The organism is Bifidobacterium vansinderenii (assembly GCF_002234915.1).
Lineage (GTDB): Bacteria > Actinomycetota > Actinomycetes > Actinomycetales > Bifidobacteriaceae > Galliscardovia > Galliscardovia vansinderenii.
On record NZ_NEWD01000004.1, the window covers coordinates 165140 to 188443 of the forward strand.

A 23304-nucleotide genomic window follows, 5' to 3' on the forward strand; every position below is an offset into this window, starting at 1 on the left:
CGTCCGAACCGGCACTGTCCTAGCGAACGCCAATATCGTCAAACACCCCACACACAAAACGCGCAGCAGCACAACGAGAAGTAGGAAAAGAGGAGAACAATGCTGATCGCCGTCGACATCGGCAACACCAACATCGTCATCGGCTTCATCGATGGCGACGACATCGTGGGCACCTATCGTCTGACCACCAAGACCCGCCGCACCAGCGACGAGTACGCGATGATGCTGTCCACGTTCATGTCGATGTCGCGCATCCGCCCCGACGAGGTGGACGACGTGATCATCTCGTCCGTGGTGCCGAAGGTCATGTACGCGTTCCGGTCGAGCATCAAGAAGTTCCTCGGACTCGAGCCGATCATCATCGGGCCGGGCATCAAGTGCGGCATCAACCTGCGTCTCGACGACCCGAAGACCGTGGGCGCCGACCGCATCGCCGACTGCGCGGGCGCCTACTATCTGTACGGCGGCCCGGTGCTGGTGATCGACTTCGGCACGGCCACCACCTTCGACTACGTGGACGCGGATGGCGTGTTCAGCGCCGGCGTGATCGGCGTGGGTCTGGAGACGAGCGCGAACTCCCTGTGGAGCCAGACCGCGCAACTGCCGGAGATCGAAATCGACCGGCCGGACACGATCCTCGCAACGAATACGAAGACCGCCATGCAGGCCGGCATCTACTACCAGTACCTCGGCGGCGTGGAGTACACGATCGCGCAGTTCCGCAAGGAGATCGGCCACGACTTCAAAGTGGTGGCCACCGGCGGACTCGGCCGCGTGCTGTACGATGCCACCGATTCGATCGACGTGTACGACAGCCAGCTGATCTTCAAGGGTCTGGCGATCATCTACGCGCGGTTCCGCGCGCAGGGTAAGGGCGGCAAGACCAACGGCAAGTCCCGCAGGAAGTAACAGGACGGCGGCGACATGAGAATCGGATTCATCGGTGCCGGCAAGGTCGGCTGTGCGATGGGCGCGCATCTGCGCCGATCGGCGCTCGTCACCGTCAGTGGCTACTACAATCGGCCGGCCGACGCTGCGCATGACGCAGCGAACGCGTTGGGCGTGACCGAGTTCACGTCACTGACCGACATCGTGGAACAAAGCGACATGCTGTTCATCACCGTGCCGGACGACACCATCGCATCCGTGTGGCGGGAACTGCGGGAGCTGCCCGGCGACTCGATATCCGGCATGTCGATCGGCCACTGCAGCGGATGCCTGTCGTCGCGCGTGTTCGACGGCAGCGACAAGGCCGGCGTATCCACGTTCTCGATGCATCCGATGCAGGCGGTGAGCGAGCGCTTCCCCGCTGACGGCCGTGATCAGCTCGACAACGCGTTCTTCGCGCTTGAGGGCGATGCCCGCGTGACGGAGATGCTGGGGCAGCTGCTGGCGTCGCTTGGCAATCGTTCGCGTGTGATCGACGCCGATGCCAAGACCCGGTATCATGCGGCGGCCGCGATGGCGAGCAATCTGCCGATCGCGTTGTGGAATGCGGCGGTGGAAACGTTGCGATCGTGCGGTTTCACGGAATCCGATGCACGGGATGCGTTGCGCGCGATGATCGTGCACAACGCGGAAAGCTTCTGCGAGCGCGGCGCGAAATCGGCACTCACCGGTCCGGTCGAACGGGCGGATGTGGGCACGGTTCGCGCGCATCTTGCCGCGCTCTCCCCCGAGGCCCGTGCGTTGTACGAACCGTTGTCGCGCGCGCTGCTAGGCATCGCTGAGGCGAAGAACCCGAACCGCGACTATGCGGCTCTGCGGGAACTGCTCGGCGACGACACCGCCGATAGTCACCCAACCGAATAGCCGACCACATACCGGCCGAATAGATTTTTGGATTTCCCAATAACTGAATATAACTGAACACGGCGTGGATCGGGTTTCCCGACTGCGACCAACGAAAGGAAACAACAGATGAAGAACACTGCGGTAACGTTCCGTGCGGCAAAGGCCAAGGGCGAGAAGCTGTCCATGCTCACCGCCTACGACTACACCACCGCCAAGCTGGTCGACGAGTCCGGCATCGACGGCATTCTGGTGGGCGATTCGCTGGGCATGGTCATGCTCGGCTACGATTCCACGCTGCCGGTGACCATGGAGGACATGATCCACCACGCCAAGTGCGTGACGCGTGGCGCCAAGAACGCGCTCGTGGTCGTCGATCTGCCGTTCATGGCGTATCACACCGTCGATCAGGCCGTGGAGAACGCCGGCCGTCTGGTGAAGGAGGGCGGCGCGCAGGCCGTGAAGCTCGAGGGTGGTGTGGCGTTCCACGATCAGATTCAGGCGATCGTGACCGCGTCGATTCCGGTGATGGCCCATCTGGGTCTGACCCCGCAGTCGGTGAACGCGTTCGGCGGTTTCAAGGTGCAGGGCAAGAACATCAAGACCGCGCAGCAGATTCTCGACGACGCACGTGCGATCGAGGACGCCGGTGCGTTCGCAGTGGTTTTGGAAGGCGTGCCGACGCTGCTGGCCAAGAAGATCACTGAGGAGCTGTCGATTCCGACGATCGGCATCGGTGCTGGAGATGTGACCGACGGTCAGATTCTCGTGTATCAGGATCTGCTGAACATGTACGGCGAGATGAAGCCGAAGTTCGTGCGTCATTACGCCGAGATCGGCGCGCAGATGCGTGACGCGTTCGCCCGGTACAGCGCCGATGTGAAGTCCGGCGCCTTCCCCGACAACGATCGCGAAGGCTTCAAGATGGACGAGTCCATCCTCGACGAGCTCCACTGAGTCCCGCTTTCCTTCCCCTTGAGGGGAAGGTGTCGCGCGCAGCGTGACGGATGAGGTGGGCCGGCATGGTCGGCGGAATATCGCATCGGCCACAGGCCGATTCCGCTTGACTGCGGCCTTGCGGTCGGTCACCTCATCCGTCCGGCGTTCGCCGGCCACCTTCCCCTCGAGGGGAAGGAAGACAGAGATGAGCACCCACACCCAACGAAACGTCATTAATCCAATCAATCAAACAGACAATCACAAAGGACAACATCATGACCACTGAAAACGAAAACGGATTCGCCGTCGTTCACACCATCGCCGAGGTGCGCGAACAGGTCAAGGCGTGGAAGGCCCAGGGCCTGACCGTCGGCCTGGTGCCCACCATGGGCTTCCTGCACGAGGGCCACAAGAGCCTGATCGAGCGCGCCGTGGCCGACAACGACCGTGTGGTCGTCTCCGACTTCGTCAACCCCGTGCAGTTCGGACCGAACGAGGATCTGGAGGCCTACCCGCGCGATCTGGACCGCGATTCCAAGCTCGTGTCCGGCGCCGGCGCGAACCTGCTGTTCAACCCCTCCCCCGAGGAGATGTACTACCCGAACCGCACCACCGCCATCACCATGGCCACGATCACCGAGGAGCTGTGCGGCAAGAGCCGTCCGGTGCACTTCGGCGGCGTGTGCACCGTGGTCGCCAAGCTGTTCAACATCGTGACGCCGAACCGCGCCTACTTCGGCCAGAAGGACGCGCAGCAGCTGCTGGTCATCAAGCGCATGGTGCGCGATCTCAACTTCGACATCGAGATCATCGGCTGCCCGATCATCCGCGAGGCCGACGGTCTGGCCAAGAGCTCTCGCAACACGTATCTGAATCCGGAGGAGCGCGCCGCCGCGCCGATTCTGCACAAGGCGCTGGAGGCCGGTCGTGCGCTGGCCAAGTCTGGCGAGAAGAGCGCCGACGCGATCAAGGCGAAGGTGCGCGAGGTGCTGGCCACCGAACCGCTCGCCGACCCGGAGTATGTTGAGGTGGTGGATCTGGAGAACGTGCACCCGGTCGCCACGCTCGACCAGCCCGTGCTCGTGGCCATCGCCGTGCGCATTGGCAAGACCCGCCTGATCGACAACTTCTTCTACCCCGAACTCCACTGAGTTCCCGCTTGTTCTGATCGCCTTCCTCTTGAGGGGAAGGTGGCCGGCGAACGCCGGACGGATGAGGTGACACGGCCGCAAGGCCGCAGTCAGACAGAATCGGCCTACGGTCGATGCAATACCCCGTCGGCTCACGCCGACCCACCTCATCCGTCACGCTGCGCGTGACACCTTCCCCTCAAGGGGAAGGCAAAGGCCCAACCCCATAAAAATCCCACAACTTCAATCCAAAGGAAAACACTCATGCAGCTCAACATGCTGAAAGGCAAGATCCATCGCGTCACCGTCACCGAGGCCCGTCTCGACTACGTCGGCTCGATCACCATCGACTCCGATCTGCTCGACGCGGCCGGCATTCTCGAATACGAGAAGGTGGCCGTGGTAAACGTGAACAACGGTCAGCGTCTGGAGACCTACACCATCGCCGGCGAACCCGGCAGCGGCGTGATCTGCCTGAACGGCGCCGCAGCCCACTTCTTCGACCCCGGCGACACGGCCATCATCATGTGCTACTGCCAGATGGATGCCGAGGAGGCCAAGACCCACAAGCCCAAGGTGGTGTTCGTAGACGAGAAGAACCACGCCACCCGCGTGACCAACTACGAGAAGCACGGCCAGATCGCCTGACCCACACCCTCATCCCGGCTCCCCTCCCCAAGGGGAGCCGTTTTCTAAACCCGAAAGCAAACACGATCTCCGGATCCAGCAGGGAGGGGGCTGTCAGCGCAGCTGACTGAGGGGAGCCACCACCATAAATCCGACCAAGGCATCCTTCCCACGCCCTACAACGCCCCATACCCCGAAAAGCGCACGCGAATCCCACCTCGTAACCGCTCCGTACTAAAATCGTAGCGATTGGAAAACCGCGCGGAACCAAGCGAATCCGCAGCGGAAACGTAGGACAGAGGAATAGGAATCATGGTCGAACGTCGTGTCATCCAATACCCGAACGCCGATGTGCTGCACGAGGCCGTAGCCGCACGTCTGCTTATCAAGATCTCCGATCGTCTCGCCCGTCATCAGCGCGTGGATGTGGCCCTCACCGGCGGCACTGACGGCAATGCGGTGCTGCGCGCCGTGGCGGCGAGCCCGCTGAGCGAGGCAGTGGACTGGAGCCGCGTGCATCTGTGGTGGGGCGACGAACGTTTCGTGCCCGCCGACGATCCCGATCGCAACGCCGTGCAGGCTCGCGAGGCATGGTTCGGCAAGCTGGTGGAGAGCGGCGTGATGCCCGAATCTCACGTGCATGAGATGCCGGCCGACACCCGTACTCCCGAGGAGATCGCCGCCGCGTCCGACAAGGACAACTACGACGTCGCTGCCAAGGCCGCGCACGCGTACGAGAAGGAGATCGTCAACGAGCTGGGCAAGAAGCAGGCGTTTGACATCGCGCTGTTCGGTGTGGGCCCGGACGGTCATTTCGCCTCGCTGTTCCCGAACCATCCGGCGCTGAAGAGCCATGATAAGAAGACGCGCGTGATCGGTCTGAGCGACTCCCCCAAGCTGCCGCCGGTGCGCATCAGCCTCACGTCACCGTTCATCCGCAAGTGCCGTCGCGTGTGGATGATCGCGTCCGGCGAGCGCAAGGCCGATGCCGTGGCGAAGGCTCTGGGCAGCATCAACAATCCGCAGGTGCCGAGCTCGTTCGCCGGTGGCGCGAAGGAGTCCCTGTGGCTCATCGACGACGACGCGGCCTCCATCCTGCGCGGCGGTTCCGCGGAATAACCGCCCGTCTATTCGTCCCGGTCTGTTACCCAGGTCTTTCGGAACACCGATCTGGGTCAAACAGGACAGTAATCTGGGCCCAACCAGGCACCGATCTGGGTAAAACCGGACAATAATTCTGGGTAAAACCGGCACATTTATCTGGTTCTGGGTATTTCCGCATCATAAAGATCCGGTTTTCAGGGTCTTCGTGATGCGGTTATACCCAGAACCAATTTTTATGATGCGGTTATACCCAGATCCCCCGGAGTAACCACCAAATCGACCAGACCGACCAGACCGGTTAATCAAGGACCTCGCCCGCCCGAAACCATCGGTCATAACCACGAACGGCCTCCCCTAACCGGGAGGCCGCGTTTCGTTGACGGGTGGATGGGGATTCACAAACGATCCCCATCCACCCGATATAGATACAAATACAAATAAATACGGGTGACGATCCGTCGGACCGTCACCCGTCATCAGTTACCCGGCAGGACCACAGATCAGTGGATCAGCAGACCTGCCGTTCACAGGATCAATCAGCAGATCAGGCCTGCTTGATCTCCTCCTGACCGGGCTCGGTCCACAGGGTGTGGAACACGCCGGGCTCGTCCACACGCTGGTAGGTGTGGGCGCCGAACAGATCGCGCTGGCCCTGGATCAGGGCGGCGGGCAGACGCTTGGAGCGCAGACCGTCGTAGTAGGCCAGGGAGCTGGAGAACACCGGCATCGGGATGCCGAAGCTGATGGCGCGGGAGATCACGCGGCGCCAAGAGCGCTGCACGGTCTCCACCGCATCCTTGAAGTACGGGGCGAACAGCAGCGACACGTTGGCCTCACCGGACTCGAACGCCTCGGAGATGCGGTTGAGGAACTGGGCACGGATGATGCAGCCGCCACGCCAGATACGGGCCACGGCAGCCAGATCGATGTCCCAGCCGTACTCCTTGGCGGCCTCGGAGATCTCGTTGAAGCCCTGAGCGTAGGCCACGATCTTGGACGCGTACAGCGCCTCGCGGATGTCGTTGATGAACGCCTGGCGCTCCTCGAGCGGCATCGGCACGACCTCGGATGGGCCTTCAAGACCCTGCTTGGCGGCCTCGGCGCGCAGCTCGGTCTGCGAGGACAGGCCACGGGCGAACACGGCCTCGGCGATGCCCGTCACCGGCACGCCCAGCGAGAGGGCGGTCTGCACGGTCCAGGTGCCGGTGCCCTTCATGCCGGCGTGGTCGAGCACCACGTCGATGAACGGCTTGCCGGTCTTCTTGTCCACGTGGTGGAGCACTTCGGCGGTGATCTCGATCAGGTAGGAGTTGAGCTCGGTCTTGTTCCACTCCTCGAACAGGTCGCCGATCTCGGCGGGCTCCATGCCCAGGCCGCGACGCATGAGGTCGTAGCTTTCGGCGATCAGCTGCATGTCGGAGTATTCGATGCCGTTGTGCACCATCTTGACGAAGTGGCCGGCGCCGTCGGAACCGATGTGCGTGACGCACGGCTCACCTTCGGCCACGGCGGAGATGCTCTCCAGAATCGGCTTGAGGGTCTTCCAGGATTCCGCGGTGCCGCCGGGCATCATGGACGGTCCCTTGAGAGCGCCTTCCTCGCCGCCGGACACACCGCAGCCGACGAAGTGCAGGCCGCGGGCGCGGATGGCCTTCTCGCGGCGCATGGTGTCCTTGTAGTAGGCGTTACCGCAGTCCACGATGATGTCGCCGGGCTCCATGAGGTCGGCCAGCTGGTTGATCATGTCGTCGGTGGGCTCGCCGGCCTTGACCATGATGATGGCGGCGCGCGGCTTGGTGAGGGATGCGACGAACTCCTCAAGAGTCTTGGCGGGAACGAACTTGCCCTCGTCGCCATGTTCGTTGATCAGGGTTTCGGTACGCGAATAGTGACGGTTGTATACGGCCACCGTGTTGCCCTTGTGCGCCAAGTTACGAGCCAGGCTCGCTCCCATCGCCGCAAGACCGACAACACCGATATTGGCTTGTGCTTCGCTCATCATTGCCTTTCGATAGAACATCGGGCGGCGCGATTCCCGCGATTCCGGGATCGCGATTCCACGTTTCCATGGCTGGTCCACGGTTCCGCCCATGAGCACGGTTTTCCCCGCGATTGAAAGTATATCATTGCCGCGAATGATAGTACCTTTTGATTCCACATGTTTCGCCGACGCATGAACGACCGCACATATCGATGACCGGCATCCAACACACACCAACGGCCAACGTCCGTCGACATACGACAATGCCCGCCGACACGGCCCGCATGACGCAGACCACATCGATGGGCATCAGCACGGATCGTCAGTCCGTATCAGCCTGTACGGCAGTCAGTCCGTGGGCAGCGAGCGCGCCACCACGAATCCGTTGGGTTCGATTTCGGCCGCATCACCGTCGCCCACGACGGCCGTCTTCGACGAGATCACCAGTTCGCCGTCCAACGGCACGGTGACCTTGCCGCGGGTGCGGTTGAACAGGAACGCGAACCGCTTCCCCGCCTCACCCTCGCGCACGACGCGCAGCACCTTGGCGTCGGCATCGGCCGCATCGGCCACGCCAAGAGCGTCCAGTACGTCCGGCAGCGAGGCCGCCAGCCCGTCACGACCGAGTCGACATCCGACGTATGCGGTACGCCCCTTGCCGAATTCGTTGGCCACGATCGCGGGCATGCCGTCCAGACCGGTCCACGGATCATCCTCGTACGTGGCAAGCACGCGGGCGCCGTCCGCCACGGACGTGATCACGTCGACCCAATCGTGTGCCGCGGTGCCGTTCGACAGCTCGACCGACGACTGCGTGCCGGGGAAGTCGTCGCCCAACGGAGCGAACTCCTCCACGCGCACGCCCACGACGTCGCGGATCGATCCGGGGAATCCGCCGAGCCAGATGTGGTCACGCTCGTCGGAGATGCCGGTCGCGTACGTCACGATCGCCCTGCCGCCACCGTTCACATACGTACGCAAACGTTCGGAATCGGCCTCGCTCAGCAGGTACACGCTCGGCAGCACCACCACGTCGTACTTGTCCCAATCGCCGCGAACGGGCACCACATCGGCGGTCACACCGACGTCGAGCAGCGCGCGGAACCAGTCGAGCGGCTCGGTCCAGTGCCGCACCTGCTGCGTCGGCGTCGCGGTGTGCTCGGTGGCCCACTGCGACTCGTAGTCGAACACCACGGCCACCTTGGCCCGCTCCACGCGAGAGCCGAGCAGTCCGGCATCGGCCAGCCTGTCGAGGTCACGGCCCAGCGCGCACACGTCGCGATACACCTGCGAATCCTCACCGGCAAGTGGCACCATCGACGAATGGAACTTCTCGGCGCCGGCACGCGACTGACGCCACTGGAAGAATCCCACGGCGTCGGCGCCCATGGCCACATGCACCATGGCGTCGCGCACGGTCTGACCAGGCTCCTTGCGGTAGTTGATCGGACGCCAGTTCACCGCCGACGTGGAGTTCTCCATGAGCCACCACGGGTTCTTGCGCGCAATGCCGTCGGTGAGCGACGCCGCGTACGCCATCTCGTCGAGATGAGCCTCGCCCGGCGTGAAGTAGTGGTCGTTGGACACGAAGTCCACCGCGCTGCCCCAGTCGTCGTAGTTCATCACGCTGTTCGACGCGCTGACCATGAAGTTCGTGGTCAGCGGCATGTCCGGCGTGATCTCGGCGAGCGCGTCACGCTCGGCCTCGTAGAACGCCTTGAGCGCGTCGGACGAGAACCGCTTGAAGTCGAGCAGCTTGCCGGGGTTCATGAAGTTGCCGTCGCCGATGAAACGCGGCGGGATGATCTGGCTGAAGTCGGTCATGCGCTGCGACCAGAAGTCGGTGCCCCACGCGTCGTTCACGGCGTCGATCGTGCCGTAGCGCTCGCGGCACCATTCCTGGAAGGCGCGCATGGCGTCGTCGGAGTAGTCGAATCGGTTGTGGCATCCGTATTCGTTGCCCACGTGCCAGGCCACTACGTACGGGTTGTCCTTGTAGTGTTCGGCCATGGCGCGGCACAGTTTGAGCGCGTAGTCGCGGAAGATCGGCGAGGTGGGGCGCCAGTGCTGGCGTGCGCCGGGCCAGCAGGTGTCGCCGCGATAGTCCTGCCACAGCACCTCGGGGTGGGCGGAGGTGAGCCACGGCGGCGGGGATGCGGTGGCGGATGCGAGATCGACGGCGATGCCGGCCTTGCCGAGCTTGTCGATAATGCGATCGAGCCAGGCGAAGTTCCACACGCCTTCCTCGGGTTCGATGTTGGCCCAGGAGAAGATGCCGAGGGATACGAAGTTGACATGGGCCTGCTTCATCAGGCGGATGTCGTCGTCCCAGACGTCCTCCGGCCACTGGTCGGGGTTGTAGTCGCCGCCGTACCAGATGCGGGGCTTGTTTCCGGCGAGCGGCTGCGGCCACCGGAATTCCCTGCGCGCAGACGATGTTGTGCGCGTCATTACGCCTCCATTCATCAATGGATGTTTACGTAACCATTATTGCATTTTCAACGATCTTCGACAAGTCAAACGTTTGATTCCGCAGCAATGTCCCGCGACGGATGGCATAAGTGCCCGCTCAGGACTACAGCCAACGACGACGAGCGACGGGGGGTCGATATTCGACACTGCGTTTCCCCGACGATCGTTATACGATGAACAATGTGAACGCAATCATTGAGATCGGCCATCGGAGGAGTTCATCATGAGAGGTACGAGGAAATCCTCCGCACGAATCGTCTCCATGACGGATGTGGCCCGACTGGCCGGTGTCTCCGCGCAGACCGTATCCCGCGTGTCGAACGGCAGCGACGCCGTGAAGCCGGACACCCGCGACAAGGTGCTCGCCGCCATGAAGGAGCTCGGATACCGGCCGAACTTCGCCGCACGGGCACTCAAACGAGGTCGGTTCAACGCCGTGGGCGTGATCACGTTCGACCTCGGATCCACCGGCAATCTGCGTGCACTCGAAGGCATCACCAACGCGGCGTCCGAACACGGATACGCCGTCACAATCGGCATGATGAACTGGGCCGACAAGCCCACGCTCGCCGAGGCCGTGCGCAAGATGAAGGACATGCCCGTCGACGCGATCATCGTGATCCTGGAACACAAGCCGCTGGATTTCGACACGTTCACTCCGCCGCCCACGATCGACGTCACGCTGATCACCACCGCGGATTCCGCCACCTGTTCCACCATCGATTCCGACCAGTACGGCTGCTCCCGGACGATTGTGGAATACTTCCTCGAGCACGGGCACCGCAACGTGCATTATGTCTCCGGACCGGAGGATTCCATCGCCAACGGCGAGCGCGAACGCGGCTGGCGTGAAACTCTTGAGGCGCATGGCATCACTCCCCCACGTGTGATCCACGGCGACTGGCAGGCTGAAAGCGGATACGACGCCGGACTGCAGCTGGCGGCCACCCCCGGTTGCACCGCCGTGTATGCGGCCAACGACAACATGGCCAATGGCGTGATGCTGGGCGTGAAGGCGGCCGGCAAGCGCGTCCCGGAGGATGTCAGCGTGATCGGTGTTGACGACTCGCTCAAAAGCGTGGTGCCGCGACTGAATCTCACCACGGTTCGTCTGCACTTCTCCAAGGTGGGGCGCATGGCGTTCGAGCAGACGCTGGAGGTGATCGAGGGGCGTCGCAGCGGGATCACGCATCAGCTGGTCCCCTGCACCCTGATCGAACGCGACTCCGTCGCCACGCTGCAGTAGCTCATCCCCATGTCTCTACGTGCTCCCTCCACGGGAGGGAGCTGGCCGGCGCAGCCGGACTGAGGGAGGGATCCACCCCTCACACGCATCCACAACCAACAGGAATCCGAACCCCTCCCTCTGTCGCGACATACGTCACGACATCTCCCTCCCACGGAGGGAGAACACACCGCCCCAGCACCCACGTGCTCCCTCCCGCGGAGGGAGCTGGCCGGCGCAGCCGGACTGAGGGAGGGATCCACCCCTCACAAGTCCAGCGGCACCTGCGAGACGAATCGACGATTCTCCCCCGTATACGGGTCGGCGAACTCGAGCGTGCGCGCCACCAATTGCAGCGGGTTCGAGAAATCGTCGTAGGCACGGTCGACGATCCTTGGGTACATCGGGTCGCCCTTGATCGGCAGACCCAACGAATTCATATGCACGCGCAGCTGATGTGTCTTGCCGGTACGCGGCCGCAGCGTGTATGCACGCATCATCGTCGAACGGGAGTCAGAGGCCGCATTCTCGACCGTCGATCCGACCGTTCCGACAGACGATCCAACCGTTTCAGCAGTCGATCCAGCAATCGGCTCGGCAGTCGTATCCGCTGTATCCACAGCCGGCATACCCATCTCGATCACGGTCTCCGCGTTGACCAGCCCCGGCTCCTCGTACGCCTGCAGAATCCCCCGGTCCTTGATGATGCGGGAACGGCGTCGCAGCGGGAACACTCGCGGCGCATCCAACCGTTCGATCGTACCGAACCGCGGTCTTGTGATCGGTCGTGCCGGCGCCACGCACTCGTACGTCTTGGTCGTGCGATGCTCCTGGAACAGCATCTGGTATCGTCCGCGCGCCGCGGGATCGCGCACGAACACGACCACACCGGCGGTGTCGCGATCCAACCGGTGCGCGGGCGTGATCTGCGGTTCATCGTACCGTTCGCGCAGACGGATCAGCGCCGTGGACCGATACCACATGCCGCGCGGCGTGGTGGGCAGAAAGTGCGGCTTGTCGATCACGATGATCCGCTCGTCCTCATACAGCACGGTGAACTCGAACGGAATGTCTGGCTCGTCGATCACCCATCGATGCGGTTTAGCGATCCTGCTCATACGATTGCTCTCCTAGACTTCACGATCTGTCACGGCTCGTCACATCCTGTCCCACTCTGTCCCACAAAGCAGCGCGAAAAACCCGATATTCGCTTTTCGCAGCGTCAAACGCCCGCCAATCCAGGGCGGATTCGGGTGTTTGGCACTGTGAATTCCGAATATCGGGTTTTTCGCGCTGTGAATTTGGTAATTCGGGCGCACGTCACCTCATCCGACCGACTTCGTCGGCCACCTTCCCCTCAAGGGGAAGGCAACAGAGGAAGGCTTACTCCACGGTGACGGACTTGGCGAGGTTGCGCGGCTTGTCCACGTCGTAGTTCTTCAGCTTGGCCATGTCCATGGCGAACAGCTGCAGCGGCACCACGTCGACGAGCGGGCTCATGAGCGTGGGGCACTTGGGACGCCAGAACACCACGTCCGCATAGTTCTCCACATCCTGATCGCCTTCCTCGGCCACGGCGATGATGTACGCGCCGCGGGCCTTCACCTCTTCGATGCCGGAGATCACCTTGGCGTGCAGCACGTTGCGGCCGCGTTCCGGCGGCACGATGAACACCACCGGCTCGCCCTCGTCCACCAGCGCGATCGGACCGTGCTTGAGCTCGCCGGCCGCGAAGCCCTCGGTGAACGTGTACGCGATCTCCTTGAGCTTGAGCGCGCCCTCCATGGCCACCGGGTAGCCCACGTGGCGGCCCAGGAACAGGAACGAGTTGGCGTTCACCATCTGCTCGGCGGCCTTCTGGATCGTGGAGGTCTGCGTGTCGAGCACCCACTGGATCTTGCGCGGCATGTCCTTGAGCGAGTCGAGCGTCTGCTGGATCTCGTCGCGGAACATGGCGCCCTTGATCTGCGCCAAGTACAGGCCCAGCACGTAGGCGGCGGTGATCTGCGCCACGAACGCCTTGGTGGACGCCACGGCCACCTCCGGGCCGGCGTGCGTGTACAGCACGGCGTCGGATTCGCGCGGGATGGAGGCGCCCTGCGTGTTGCAGATGGCCAGCACCTTGCTGCCCTGCTCGCGCGCGTGGCGTAGCGCCATGAGCGTGTCCATGGTCTCGCCGGACTGCGAGATCGCCACGACCAGCGTGCGCGGAGTGAGGATCGGGTCACGGTAGCGGAACTCGTGCGCCAGCTCCACCTCCACGGGGATGCGCACCCAGTGCTCGATCGCGTACTTGGCCACCATGCCCGCATAGGCGGCGGTGCCGCACGCGATCACGATGATCTTGTCGATCGCCTTGAAGTCGTGCTCCTCGATGCGTACCTCGTCGAGGTTGATGTCGCCGTTCTTGTCGAGACGGCCCAGCAGGGTGCGCTGCACGGCCGCGGGATCCTCGTGGATCTCCTTGTCCATGAACGAATCCCAGCCGCCCTTCTCCGCGGCGGACGCATCCCAGTCCACGGTGTACGTCTTGGGATCCTCCACGACGTTGCCCATGAAGTCGGTGACGACCACTTTGTCGGCGGACACGCACACGGCCTGATCCTGATCGATCTCCATGGCGCGCTTGGTGTAGGCGACGAACGCGGCCACGTCGGAGCCGAGGAAGTTCTCGCCGTCGCCGAGTCCCACGACCAGCGGGGAGTCGTGACGGGCACCGACGACGATGTCCGGCTGACGGCAGTCGGTGGCGAGGATGGTGAACGCGCCTTCGAGCATGCGGGCCAGACGGCGAATCGCCTTGAACAGATCCGGCTTGCCCTCGTCCTCGATGATCTTGTCGACGATCTTGCCAAGCAGCTTGGCGGCCACCTCGGTGTCGGTGCTGGAGGAGAAACGATAGCCCTCGGCCTGCAGATCGAGACGAAGCTGGGATGCGTTTTCGATGATGCCGTTGTGGATGATGGCGACCTTGCCGTCGCGGCTCGTATGCGGGTGGGCGTTCACATCGCTCGGCACGCCGTTCGTGGCCCAGCGGGTATGGCCGATGCCCACGGTCGCGGCCGGCATGGGCTTGCGTTTGATGTCTTCGATGAGATTGGAGAGACGACCCGCCTTCTTGCGGACCTCCACATGGTCCATGCCGGGTGCCGTCAGTGCCACACCGGCCGAGTCGTATCCACGATATTCGAGGCGCTGCAAGCCCTGAAGGCAGACCTCAAGGGGCTTGCCGCACGCGGTTGAAATGTTTCCTGCATATCCAACGATTCCACACATGGAACACCAGTGTACGGGGTTCATGTTGCGAACGCTCAGCGCAAAACGCGACCTTGGCCGAACCTATACAGGGTGGGGATGGGAGATCGGGGCGTTCTGAACAGGGATCCCTCCCTCAGTCGCGCTACGCGCGACAGCTCCCTCCCTTGGAGGGAGCACGCGGGTAAATGGCTTCGTGCTCCCTCCAAGGAAGGGAGCTGGCCGGCGTAGCCGGACTGAGGGAGGGATTCACCCTTACAGCACGTGGTTGAGGAAGTCCTTGAACCTCGGCTCTGTGGGGTTGTCGATGATCTCGGGGCCGCCCTTCTCCACGACCACGCCGCCGTCCATGAACACGATCTGATCGGCCACCTCACGGGCGAATCCGATCTCGTGCGTCACGCAGATCATGGTCATGCCGGCCTTGGCGAGCGAGCGCATCACGTTGAGCACCTCGCCCACCAGCTCGGGGTCGAGCGCGGACGTCGGCTCGTCGAACAGCATGATGTCGGGGTGCATGGCGAGCGCGCGGGCGATGGCCACACGCTGCTGCTGGCCGCCGGACAGCTGCATCGGGTAGTAGTCGAGTCGTTCACCCATGCCCACGCGCTGCAGCTCCTTGATGGCCTCCTCACGCGCCTCGGCCTTGGACTTGTGCGCCACGTGCACGGGCGCCTCCATCACGTTCTCGAGCGTGGTCATGTGCGGGAACAGGTTGAAGCGCTGGAACACCATGCCGAGCTTGGCTCGCTGTGCGGCGATCTGCTTGTCGTCGAGCGTCTGCAGCACGCGCTGGCCGTTCTTGTCCACCCACTTGTAGCCGATCATCTCGCCGTCCACGTCGATCTCGCCGCCGGTGAGCGTCTCGAGCTGGTTGATCAGTCGTAGGAACGTGGACTTGCCGGAGCCGGACGGGCCCAGGATCACGGTCACAGTGCCGGGCATCACGGTCAGGTCGATGCCCTTGAGCACGTGCAGGGAGCCGAACGCCTTGTGCACGCCCTTGGCCTGGACGGCGGGCGTCACGCCCGTCTGTGCGGCAACGTAGTCGTTGCTGTTCGCGGTGTTCTTCATTTTCGTCTTCGTCCTCTCCTCGTCACGCGGTCAGACCGGCCATGGTGGCCTGGTTCTGCTTCTGGATGTCGTCCTTGGGCTCGCCTTCGGTCTTGCCGGGCAGCGGCGGCTGCTTGCCCTTGGTGCCGATCGGGCGGGCATCGAAGCCCTTGCCGAAGTGCTTCTCGAGACGGGACTGGATGACCATGAGAATGGAGGTGATGAGCAGGTACCAGAAGCATGCCACGATCAGCAGCGGGATCGGCTTGTAGATTCGGTTGGCGATGGCGTTGGTGGCGAACTGCAGATCAAGGGTGAACGGCACGGCGAGGACCAGCGACGTGGTCTTGAGCATGCCGATGGTCTCGTTGCCGGTGGGCGGGATGATGATGCGCATGGCCTGCGGCAGGATGATGCGACGCATGATGAGCGAGCGGCGCATGCCGAGCGCTTCGGCGGCCTCGGCCTGGCCGGGGTCCACGGCCTCAAGGCCGGCGCGCACGATCTCGGACAGGTAGGCGGCCTCGTTGAGCGCCAGACCGATCACGGCGGCGCGGAACGCGGTGATCACGTCCTGCGTGTCCACGGACCAGAACGTGACGGAGGTGAACGGAATGCCGAGTCCCAGCTTGGGCACCAGCACGGAGATCAGACCCCAGAACACCAGCTGGGTGTACACAGGGGTTCCGCGGAAGAACCAGATGAAGAACCAGCTCACGCCGCGCAGCACAGGGTTGATCGACTTGCGCATGATGGCCAGGATGATGGCCAGCACGATGGCGATGACCATCGACAGCACGGTGATCCATAGCGTCCAGCCGATGCCGGCGAGCACGTTCTCGTTGAACAGGTACTTCCAGACGACGGGCCATTCGAAGTTCGGGTTGACGATCATGCCGTAGACCAGCATGGCCGCAAGCAGCGCGACGATCACGCCAGCCACCACGGGTCCGATGCGTTTGACCGGCAGCGCGTTGATCCTGTTGGGGATGTTGAGTCCGTCGGACTCGTTCTTGTTGGTTGCCATTGGTTTCGGCTTTCTCTCTTTTCTCGGAAAAACGACTATGGTCACCCGCGCGCCCCGACCCCCTATCGGATGGGGCCGGGACCTCACGGGTGACTTGTTTTTGCTGATACACGTATGGGAAGTGAGTGTAACCCACGATTCCGTCATCCGTGTTTCACAACGGGTTTTTCGGAATCGGTCAGGATTCCGTGGCCGGGTTGATCTCGGCCTTGTCGATGGCGCCGGAAGAGACACCCCACGTGTCAAGGATCTTCTTGTAGGTACCGTCGTCCATCAGCTTCTGGATGGCGGCCTGCACGGCCTTGGCGGTGTCGGCGTCGCCCTTCTTGATGGCCACGGCCTCGGGGGTCACGCCCACGTCCTCGCCAAGAGCCTCGAGCGAGTCGCCGGTCTGCTCAATCGCGTAGCCGGCGACGGGCGAATCGGCGTAGAAGATGTCGGCCTTGCCGGTGGCCACGGCGGTGGTCACATCGGTCTGCAGCTTGGACGACTGGATGGTGATCTCGGACTTGCCGGCGGCCTTGCACGCGTCGTTGTCGGAGTTGATCTCCTCCTCCTGCGTGGTGCCGGTCTGCACGGCCACCTTCTTGCCGCACAGGTCGGAGGAGTCGATCTTCTCCGGGTTGCCCTTCTTCACCACGAAGGTGGAGCCGGCCTTGAAGTAGGTGACGAAGTCGACGGCCTCAAGGCGTTCCTTGGTCACGGTGAACGAGGAGATGCCCAAATCGTACTTGGAGCCGACGGACGGGATGATGGAGTCGAAGGTGGCGGTGGTGGTTTCGGGCTTGAGGCCGAACACCTTGGCCAGCGCCTTGGTGAGGTCCACATCGAAGCCGACCGGGGTCTTGCCGTCCTCGGCCAGGAACTCGGCCGGGGCGTAGGAGGTGTCGGTGCCCACCTTGAGCACGCCGTCGGACTTGACGGAGTCGGGCAGCATGGCGGCGATATCGTCGTCCTTCTGGATCTTGCTCACGTCGTAGCCCTTGGTGGCGGCGGAGGAGCTGCCCGAACCGCTGGAACTGCTGGAATCAGCGGAATCCGACGTGCCGCAGGCGGCCATGGAGAACAGTGTGGCGGCGGCGATGGTGGCCGCTGCGATGGCCTTGAGTCGAGTCTGGATGGACATGGTTGCTTCCTCTCAAAGATGTCAACGAATCCAAGATCCGAACCTAGGTTGACTATGTTACGAGGAGGCTACCAACCAAACTTTTATGGACACCAGCCAAACTTGCGACAACTATCGCCACGCCGACGACAGACGGCAGATGGCAGACGCAGACGGCGCGTCAGCTCTCCACCTTCGGGTTCACCTCGAACTTGTCGACCATCACGTTCTCCACGCCCCAGGCCTTCATGATGCGTTCGTAGTCACCGGTCTGGCGGAGCTTGTCCAGCGCGGCCTTGACGGCCTTGACCGTCGCGGCGTCGCCCTTCTTGATGGCCACGCCCATCGGCGCCACGCCCTCGTTCTCGCCGATCACCTGCAGGCGGTCGCCGGTCTGTGCCACCGCGTAGCCGGTCACCGGGGTGTCGGCGTACATCAGGTCCACACGTCCGGCGATCAGCGCGGTCGTCACGTCGGTCTGGTTGCGGTACGGCAGGATCTCGATGCGCTTCTTGCCGGCGGCCTGGCACGCATCCTGCATCTTGTACATCTCGGTCTCGGCCACCACACCCACCTGTACGGACACGCGCGTGCCGCACAGATCGTTCACGTTCACATGCGTCGGGTTGCCCTTGCGCGCGGCGAAGGTGAGACCCGCCTGCGCATACGTGACGAAGTCGACGGCCTCGATGCGTTCCTTGTTTACGGTGAAGCCGGAGATGCCCACGTCGTACTTGCTGCCGACGGCGGGAATGATTGTGTCGAACGTGGAGTTCTGGATATCGAGATCCAGTCCGAAGATCTTGGCGAGTGCCTTGTCGAGGTCGATCTCGTAGCCCACCGGCGTCTTGCCGTCGGCGGCGAGGAATTCGGCGGGCGCGTACGTGATGTTCACGCCGACCGTGAATTTGCCGTCGTCGGTCACGGATTCGGGCAGCATGGCGGCGATGGCGTCGTCCTTCTGGATGCCGTCCACGTTGTAGCTGCGGGCGATGTCGGGGTCGGAGTCGGTGGCGTCCGTGGTGCCGCATGCGGCGAGCGGCACGATCATCAGGGCGGCAAGGGCAACGGCGAGCGCGGTCTTCAGTCTTCTCATAGGGTTCATCATAAGTCGCGGGAGGTTACGAATGGTTGGTTGCGGATGTCGGTCGGCCAGACGGCAGCGGGGCCGACGACGGATTGCGTCGATCAGCCGTGGCGCAGGTTGCGCAGTCGCATGGCGCGCTGGGCCTCGCGCTTGTCCTGTTCCTCGCGCAGCGCTTGACGCTTGTCGTATTCGCGTTTGCCCTTGGCGAGCGCGATCTCCACCTTCACGCGGCCGTTCTTGAAGTAGAGGCTGATCGGGATGATCGTGTAGCCCTTGGCTTCGGTCTGGCGGGCGAGCTTGGCGATCTGCTGGGCGTGCAGCAGCAGCTTGCGCTTGCGCTTGGGCGCGTGGTTGGTCCACATGCCGTTGAGGTATTCGGGGATGTTGGCGTTCTCAAGCCAGATCTCGCCGCGACGGTCGATCGATACGAACGCCTCGGCCAGCGATGCGCGGCCTTCGCGCAGCGACTTGACCTCGGTGCCGGAGAGTGCGATGCCGGCCTCGTACTTGTCTTCGATTGCGTAGTCGTGACGCGCCTTGCGGTTCACCGCGATGGGCTTGAGCCCCTGTTCCTTCGCCGTGATGTCGGATTTCGCCATGATTGCTTCGTTCTTCCTTCTGGTCTGTGTTTCAGTCCGTGTCTTCAGTCTGCGTCTTCAGTCTGCGTTTCGGTCTTCGTCGTTCATCGACGGTTCGACGCGCTCGTTCAATGCGCCGCCCGCGTTCATTCGCAGTTCAACATAGCATCTTACCCGCCGGTTCGCCGAAAAACCGGCCGTTTCAGTCCTCGACGTATTCGAGGACGTCGCCAGGCTGGCAGTCGAGCGCCTTGCAAATCTCGTCGAGCGTGGAGAATCGGATGGCCTTGGCTCGGCCGTTCTTGAGCACCGATACGTTGACGGGGGTGATGCCGATGCGCTCGGCGAGTTCGTTCACGCTCATCTTGCGTTTGGCGAGCATGACGTCGAGGTTCACGCGGATGGCCATTCAGATCACCTCCGCGAGTTCGTCACGCTGGGCGATGGCGTCCCTGAGCAGTGATCGCATGACGATCATGACCAGCACGAACGCGGCGATGAGCAGCAGCGCCACGATGCATGCGACGCTCATGGCGGCGGCGCCCATGGCGATGTCGACGGACACGCCCTGCGCCGGATCGTAGTATTCGGAGTGCGCGAGCGACCCGTAAAGCAGTACGAATAATACGAGTGCCGCTTCGGCGAGCGCGCAGCCGATGATGGCGTCGGTGCGCGTGACGGCCTTGCCGGAGAAGACATCGCGGTGTTTGGCGAGGGTCAGGAGCTGCCAGAGCGGGACGAGCGCGACCTCGAAGCAGGCGATGCCGAGGAGGCCGGCGATCGCGTACGGCCAGCGCGCCGGCGCGAGTTCCGGGTAGAGCGTCACGACGTCGGCGGACATGACGACGACCACGAACTGCCCCCACAGGCAGATCAGCTCGAACAGCACGATCAACCCCTTGAGCACCGCGATAACAACGCCCGACCGCCCTCGCCGCCCAGCATTCTTTTCGTTCACCTCTTGCATTTACGTTCCTTTTCCTTTCCCGGCAAAGCCGACTCCTCCACAGGCCCGGCTTCCCCGAAGGCCGAGTCCCTGCAGACGAGCAAGAGAGAGCCAACTTTACGTCGATGATTATTTCGGCAAAGCCGGCTTCCCCGAAGGCCGAGTCCGCGCAGCAAACGTCGGCGACGTTTGCAGGACTCGGACGAGCCGACAGGCGAGCAAAACTACGTCGGACGCAGTCCGTCAACACTTGCCGTTGAAGCTGTCCGCACAGCGGACTGATGAGGTGATCGACCATCACACCCAACCTCCATTAATCGCGACTCGATAATAACCTATCGTTTTTCGATATGCAAATTCCGTGAAGAATCGAATTTCGATATCGATCTATCGTTTTTCGATACCTACCGTGGTTCCCAGAACAGCAGCCAGCCAACCCTCCAACACAGCCGGCTTTCCCGTAGGCCGAGTCCGTACGGCAAACGTCGGCGACGTTTGCAGGACTCGGGCGAGCCGACAGGCGAGCAAAACAACGTCGGACGCAGTCCGTCAACACTTGCCGTTGAAGCTGTCCGCACAGCGGACTGATGAGGTGACCGACCATCACGCCCAACCCCCATTAATCGCAACTCGATAATAACCTATCGTTTTTCGATATGCAAATTCCGTGAAGAATCGAATTTCGATATCGATCTATCGTTTTTTCGATACCTACCGTGGTTCCCAGAACAGCAGCCAGCCAACCCTCCAGGCTTCCCCGTAGGTCGAGTCCGTACGGCAAACGTCGGCGACGTTTGCAGGACTCGGGCGAGCCGACAGGCGAGCAAAACAACGTCGGACGCAGTCCGTCGACACTTGCCGCTGAAGCTGTCCGCGCAGCGGACTGATGAGGTGATCGACCGTCCCGATATCGGAATCGGCTAACGCCGATGCCGGTCCATGCCATTTCCGACGGCTCACCTCATCAGTCAGCCTACGGCCGACAGCTTCCCCTCAAGGGGAAGCACTCCCCTCAGAGAGGGAGCCACAGCCACACCATCCAAAGGAGACACCATGCCCATCCCATCAAGCCCCAACACCCCTAGGCTCCCCTCCCGCGGAGGGGAGCTGTCGGCAACGCCGACTGAGGGGAGTACCCCAAAGCAACCACATCCCACAACCAACCCCGCTCCCCCACTACCACGCCGAATCATCCTCACGCTCGCCGCATCCATCCTCATCCCCGTCCTCTTCGACCGGCTCGTCGTCGCCAACCTCGCCGCGCGGCACGTCATCATTCTGCTCGGTGTCTTCTGGCTGGCATGCGTTGCGATCATCACCACTCTCAACTGGCGCACCGCCCGACGCAATCCGTTCGCATGGTTCACCGCCGCCGCCATCGCTGCACTCACGATCTGGCTGATCATCGCCGAGCGCAACTCCATCGTCGCGTGGAATCGGTCGGACATGGCCGGCATCGATCCCCAACCGTGGCTCTCATACGGACTCGCCCCTACCGACGGCCTGCCGTTCATCGCCAATGACGAGTACGAAATGCTGACTGGCCTGATCGTCGTGCCCGCCCTGCTCATGCTGCACGCGCAGCTGGTCGGCGGCCTGTTCTCCCCCACGCATCCGTTCGGCCTTGTGCTGCGCTGGCTGTCCGGCTGGGTAGTGCAGCCGTTCAATCGGATCAATGCGTTCGCTGCAACGCTCGGACGACTCGTCAATAACATCGCCAACCGCGGCAAACGACCGATGCTCGCCAGGATCGGCATCGCCCTGCTGATCTGCATTCCGTTGATCGGCGTACTGCTGGCACTGCTGGCGAGCGCTGACATGGTGTTCGCCTACGGACTGTCACGCATGGTCCGCGATGTCAATGTCAACGCGATTCTGTTTCACGGCACGGCGATCGTGGTGCCGATCCCGTTCCTCTATTCGCTGCTGGTTAATCTGGGGCCGAATGATGTACCGACGAACGCCGCGGAATCACTCACCAAGGAACCACCCACGGAGAAATCACCAATTCGAGAATCGGCCGCCGAGGATTCCGGCGCTTTCTCGCACTCTCGCCGCCCCTCCCGCTTCGCCGGAGATCTCCGCGCCCTGTATTCCCTTGACGTCCGGTTCTCGCTGGATCCCACGATCACCATGATCGTGCTGGGCGCGGTGCTGATCGTGTATGCAGTGTTCTGCTCGGTGCAGTTCACGTTCCTGTTCGCCGGCGCCGGACTGCCCGACGGTCTCACCTACGCGGAATACGCACGCAGCGGATTCTTCCAACTGTTGTTCGTCGCCACTGTGAATCTGGCCGGATTCGGGCTCGTGCTCACGTATGCGCGCGTCCACACGCACGGCACGCCGACACCAGCGTCTATGCCTACGCCAGCGTCCGCGCTCACACCCACGTTGCATTCCAGACCGCAGCGCAACCGCACGATCACCGGCATGCTGATCGGCTTGATCGCCGCCACCGGAATACTGCTCGCATCGGCCGCCACCAGACTCGCCCTCTATATCGGCGCGTATGGCCTGACCTGGCTGCGGTTCATTTCGATGGCGTTCATCGGCCTGCTCGCCATGGTACTTGCCCTGTGCATCGCCAAAATGATGCAGCCAAGGATTCCGCTGATCACCGTATGTGCGCTGTTGTTCGTCGTCTGGTACGTGGCGGTCGGCTACGCCGACCCCGCCTCCCTGATTCAGGCCTACAACGAGACCCACGGCTTCACCGTGATGCTGCCGTAATCACAGAAAACCACAAAACTCGCATGCCCAGTCACCCCCGGGTGCCGTTGGGTATGCGAGTTTTGTGGTTTTTGGAAACGGTAAGGGAACGGACCCCTCCCTCTGTCACGACATTCGTCGCGACATCTCCCTCCCTCGGAGGGAGAACGCTGGGGGACGGGCCCAACCCATGTGCTCCCTCCTCGGGAGGGAGCTGGCTGACGCAGTCGGACTGAGGGAGAGGCCGTGGAGGCTAGGTCTCCGACGCTCCCCAT

19 protein-coding genes are annotated in these 23304 nt (G+C 62.8%); 8 read left to right on the forward strand and 11 right to left on the reverse strand.

The annotated features are described in order from the left end of the window. The first annotated feature begins 99 nt into the window (after positions 1-99). The 6 genes from Tam10B_RS01765 (at position 100) to pgl (ending at position 5606) form a co-directional block, all read left to right on the forward strand. Positions 100-909, forward strand: a complete 810-nt coding sequence (locus Tam10B_RS01765) for a type III pantothenate kinase (protein WP_093959553.1) — start codon at positions 100-102, stop codon at positions 907-909. 15 nt (positions 910-924) lie between these two features. Then, a complete protein-coding gene (locus Tam10B_RS01770) occupies positions 925-1812 on the forward strand; it encodes a Rossmann-like and DUF2520 domain-containing protein (RefSeq protein WP_093959554.1) in 888 nt (295 codons plus the stop codon). 108 nt (positions 1813-1920) lie between these two features. Then, positions 1921-2748 (forward strand): 3-methyl-2-oxobutanoate hydroxymethyltransferase, encoded by an 828-nt coding sequence (gene panB, locus Tam10B_RS01775; RefSeq protein WP_093959555.1) that lies wholly within the window; start codon positions 1921-1923, stop codon positions 2746-2748. Between the two features lie 257 nt (positions 2749-3005). Continuing rightward, positions 3006-3881 carry a pantoate--beta-alanine ligase gene (panC, locus tag Tam10B_RS01780; protein ID WP_093959556.1) on the forward strand — a complete coding sequence of 292 codons (876 nt, stop codon included), beginning with the start codon at positions 3006-3008 and terminating at the stop codon, positions 3879-3881. Between the two features lie 243 nt (positions 3882-4124). Then, positions 4125-4508, forward strand: a complete 384-nt coding sequence (panD, locus tag Tam10B_RS01785) for an aspartate 1-decarboxylase (RefSeq protein ID WP_093959557.1) — start codon at positions 4125-4127, stop codon at positions 4506-4508. 291 nt (positions 4509-4799) lie between these two features. Beyond that, on the forward strand, positions 4800-5606 hold the full coding sequence (pgl, locus tag Tam10B_RS01790) for a 6-phosphogluconolactonase (protein WP_093959558.1): 807 nt from the start codon (positions 4800-4802) through the stop codon (positions 5604-5606). A 529-nt stretch (positions 5607-6135) separates the two neighbouring features. Here the strand turns inward: pgl and gndA are convergent. Both gndA and Tam10B_RS01800 read right to left on the reverse strand, forming a co-directional pair. After that, a complete protein-coding gene (gndA, locus tag Tam10B_RS01795) occupies positions 6136-7590 on the reverse strand; it encodes an NADP-dependent phosphogluconate dehydrogenase (protein WP_093959732.1) in 1455 nt (484 codons plus the stop codon). A gap of 330 nt (positions 7591-7920) precedes the next feature. After that, the gene (locus Tam10B_RS01800; RefSeq protein WP_093959559.1) at positions 7921-10023 is read right to left on the reverse strand and encodes a beta-galactosidase; all 2103 of its coding nucleotides are present in this window, start codon (positions 10021-10023) and stop codon (positions 7921-7923) included. A 244-nt stretch (positions 10024-10267) separates the two neighbouring features. Between Tam10B_RS01800 and Tam10B_RS01805 the strand changes: the two genes are divergently transcribed. Next, the gene (locus Tam10B_RS01805; RefSeq protein WP_233133537.1) at positions 10268-11290 is read left to right on the forward strand and encodes a LacI family DNA-binding transcriptional regulator; all 1023 of its coding nucleotides are present in this window, start codon (positions 10268-10270) and stop codon (positions 11288-11290) included. A 245-nt stretch (positions 11291-11535) separates the two neighbouring features. Here the strand turns inward: Tam10B_RS01805 and Tam10B_RS01810 are convergent, their stop codons facing one another. The 9 genes from Tam10B_RS01810 to Tam10B_RS01850 all read right to left on the reverse strand — a co-directional run bounded on the left by Tam10B_RS01810 (position 11536) and on the right by Tam10B_RS01850 (position 20341). Continuing rightward, positions 11536-12387: a pseudouridine synthase gene (locus tag Tam10B_RS01810; protein ID WP_093959561.1), complete on the reverse strand. Its 852-nt coding sequence runs from the start codon at positions 12385-12387 to the stop codon at positions 11536-11538. A gap of 265 nt (positions 12388-12652) precedes the next feature. Continuing rightward, positions 12653-14545, reverse strand: coding sequence for a glutamine--fructose-6-phosphate transaminase (isomerizing) (gene glmS, locus Tam10B_RS01815; RefSeq protein WP_093959562.1), 1893 nt, complete (start codon positions 14543-14545; stop codon positions 12653-12655). A gap of 234 nt (positions 14546-14779) precedes the next feature. After that, positions 14780-15598: an amino acid ABC transporter ATP-binding protein gene (locus tag Tam10B_RS01820; protein ID WP_093959563.1), complete on the reverse strand. Its 819-nt coding sequence runs from the start codon at positions 15596-15598 to the stop codon at positions 14780-14782. A 22-nt stretch (positions 15599-15620) separates the two neighbouring features. Next, positions 15621-16604, reverse strand: a complete 984-nt coding sequence (locus Tam10B_RS01825) for an amino acid ABC transporter permease (RefSeq protein ID WP_093959564.1) — start codon at positions 16602-16604, stop codon at positions 15621-15623. Between the two features lie 178 nt (positions 16605-16782). Then, positions 16783-17730 carry an ABC transporter substrate-binding protein gene (locus tag Tam10B_RS01830; RefSeq protein ID WP_093959565.1) on the reverse strand — a complete coding sequence of 316 codons (948 nt, stop codon included), beginning with the start codon at positions 17728-17730 and terminating at the stop codon, positions 16783-16785. Positions 17731-17890: 160 nt separating this feature from the next. Further along, complete coding sequence (locus Tam10B_RS01835; protein ID WP_233133538.1) at positions 17891-18805, reverse strand: ABC transporter substrate-binding protein; 915 nt, start codon at positions 18803-18805, stop codon at positions 17891-17893. A 92-nt stretch (positions 18806-18897) separates the two neighbouring features. Then, positions 18898-19395, reverse strand: a complete 498-nt coding sequence (gene smpB / locus Tam10B_RS01840) for an SsrA-binding protein SmpB (protein WP_093959566.1) — start codon at positions 19393-19395, stop codon at positions 18898-18900. A 181-nt stretch (positions 19396-19576) separates the two neighbouring features. Further along, a complete protein-coding gene (locus Tam10B_RS01845) occupies positions 19577-19783 on the reverse strand; it encodes a helix-turn-helix domain-containing protein (RefSeq protein WP_093959567.1) in 207 nt (68 codons plus the stop codon). Further along, a complete protein-coding gene (locus tag Tam10B_RS01850; RefSeq protein ID WP_233133539.1) occupies positions 19784-20341 on the reverse strand; it encodes a DUF2975 domain-containing protein in 558 nt (185 codons plus the stop codon). Positions 20342-21373: 1032 nt separating this feature from the next. On the opposite strand from Tam10B_RS01850, the gene Tam10B_RS01855 reads away from it, so the two are divergent. Further along, complete coding sequence (locus tag Tam10B_RS01855) at positions 21374-23050, forward strand: DUF4153 domain-containing protein (protein WP_158214092.1); 1677 nt, start codon at positions 21374-21376, stop codon at positions 23048-23050. Positions 23051-23304: the final 254 nt, after the last annotated feature.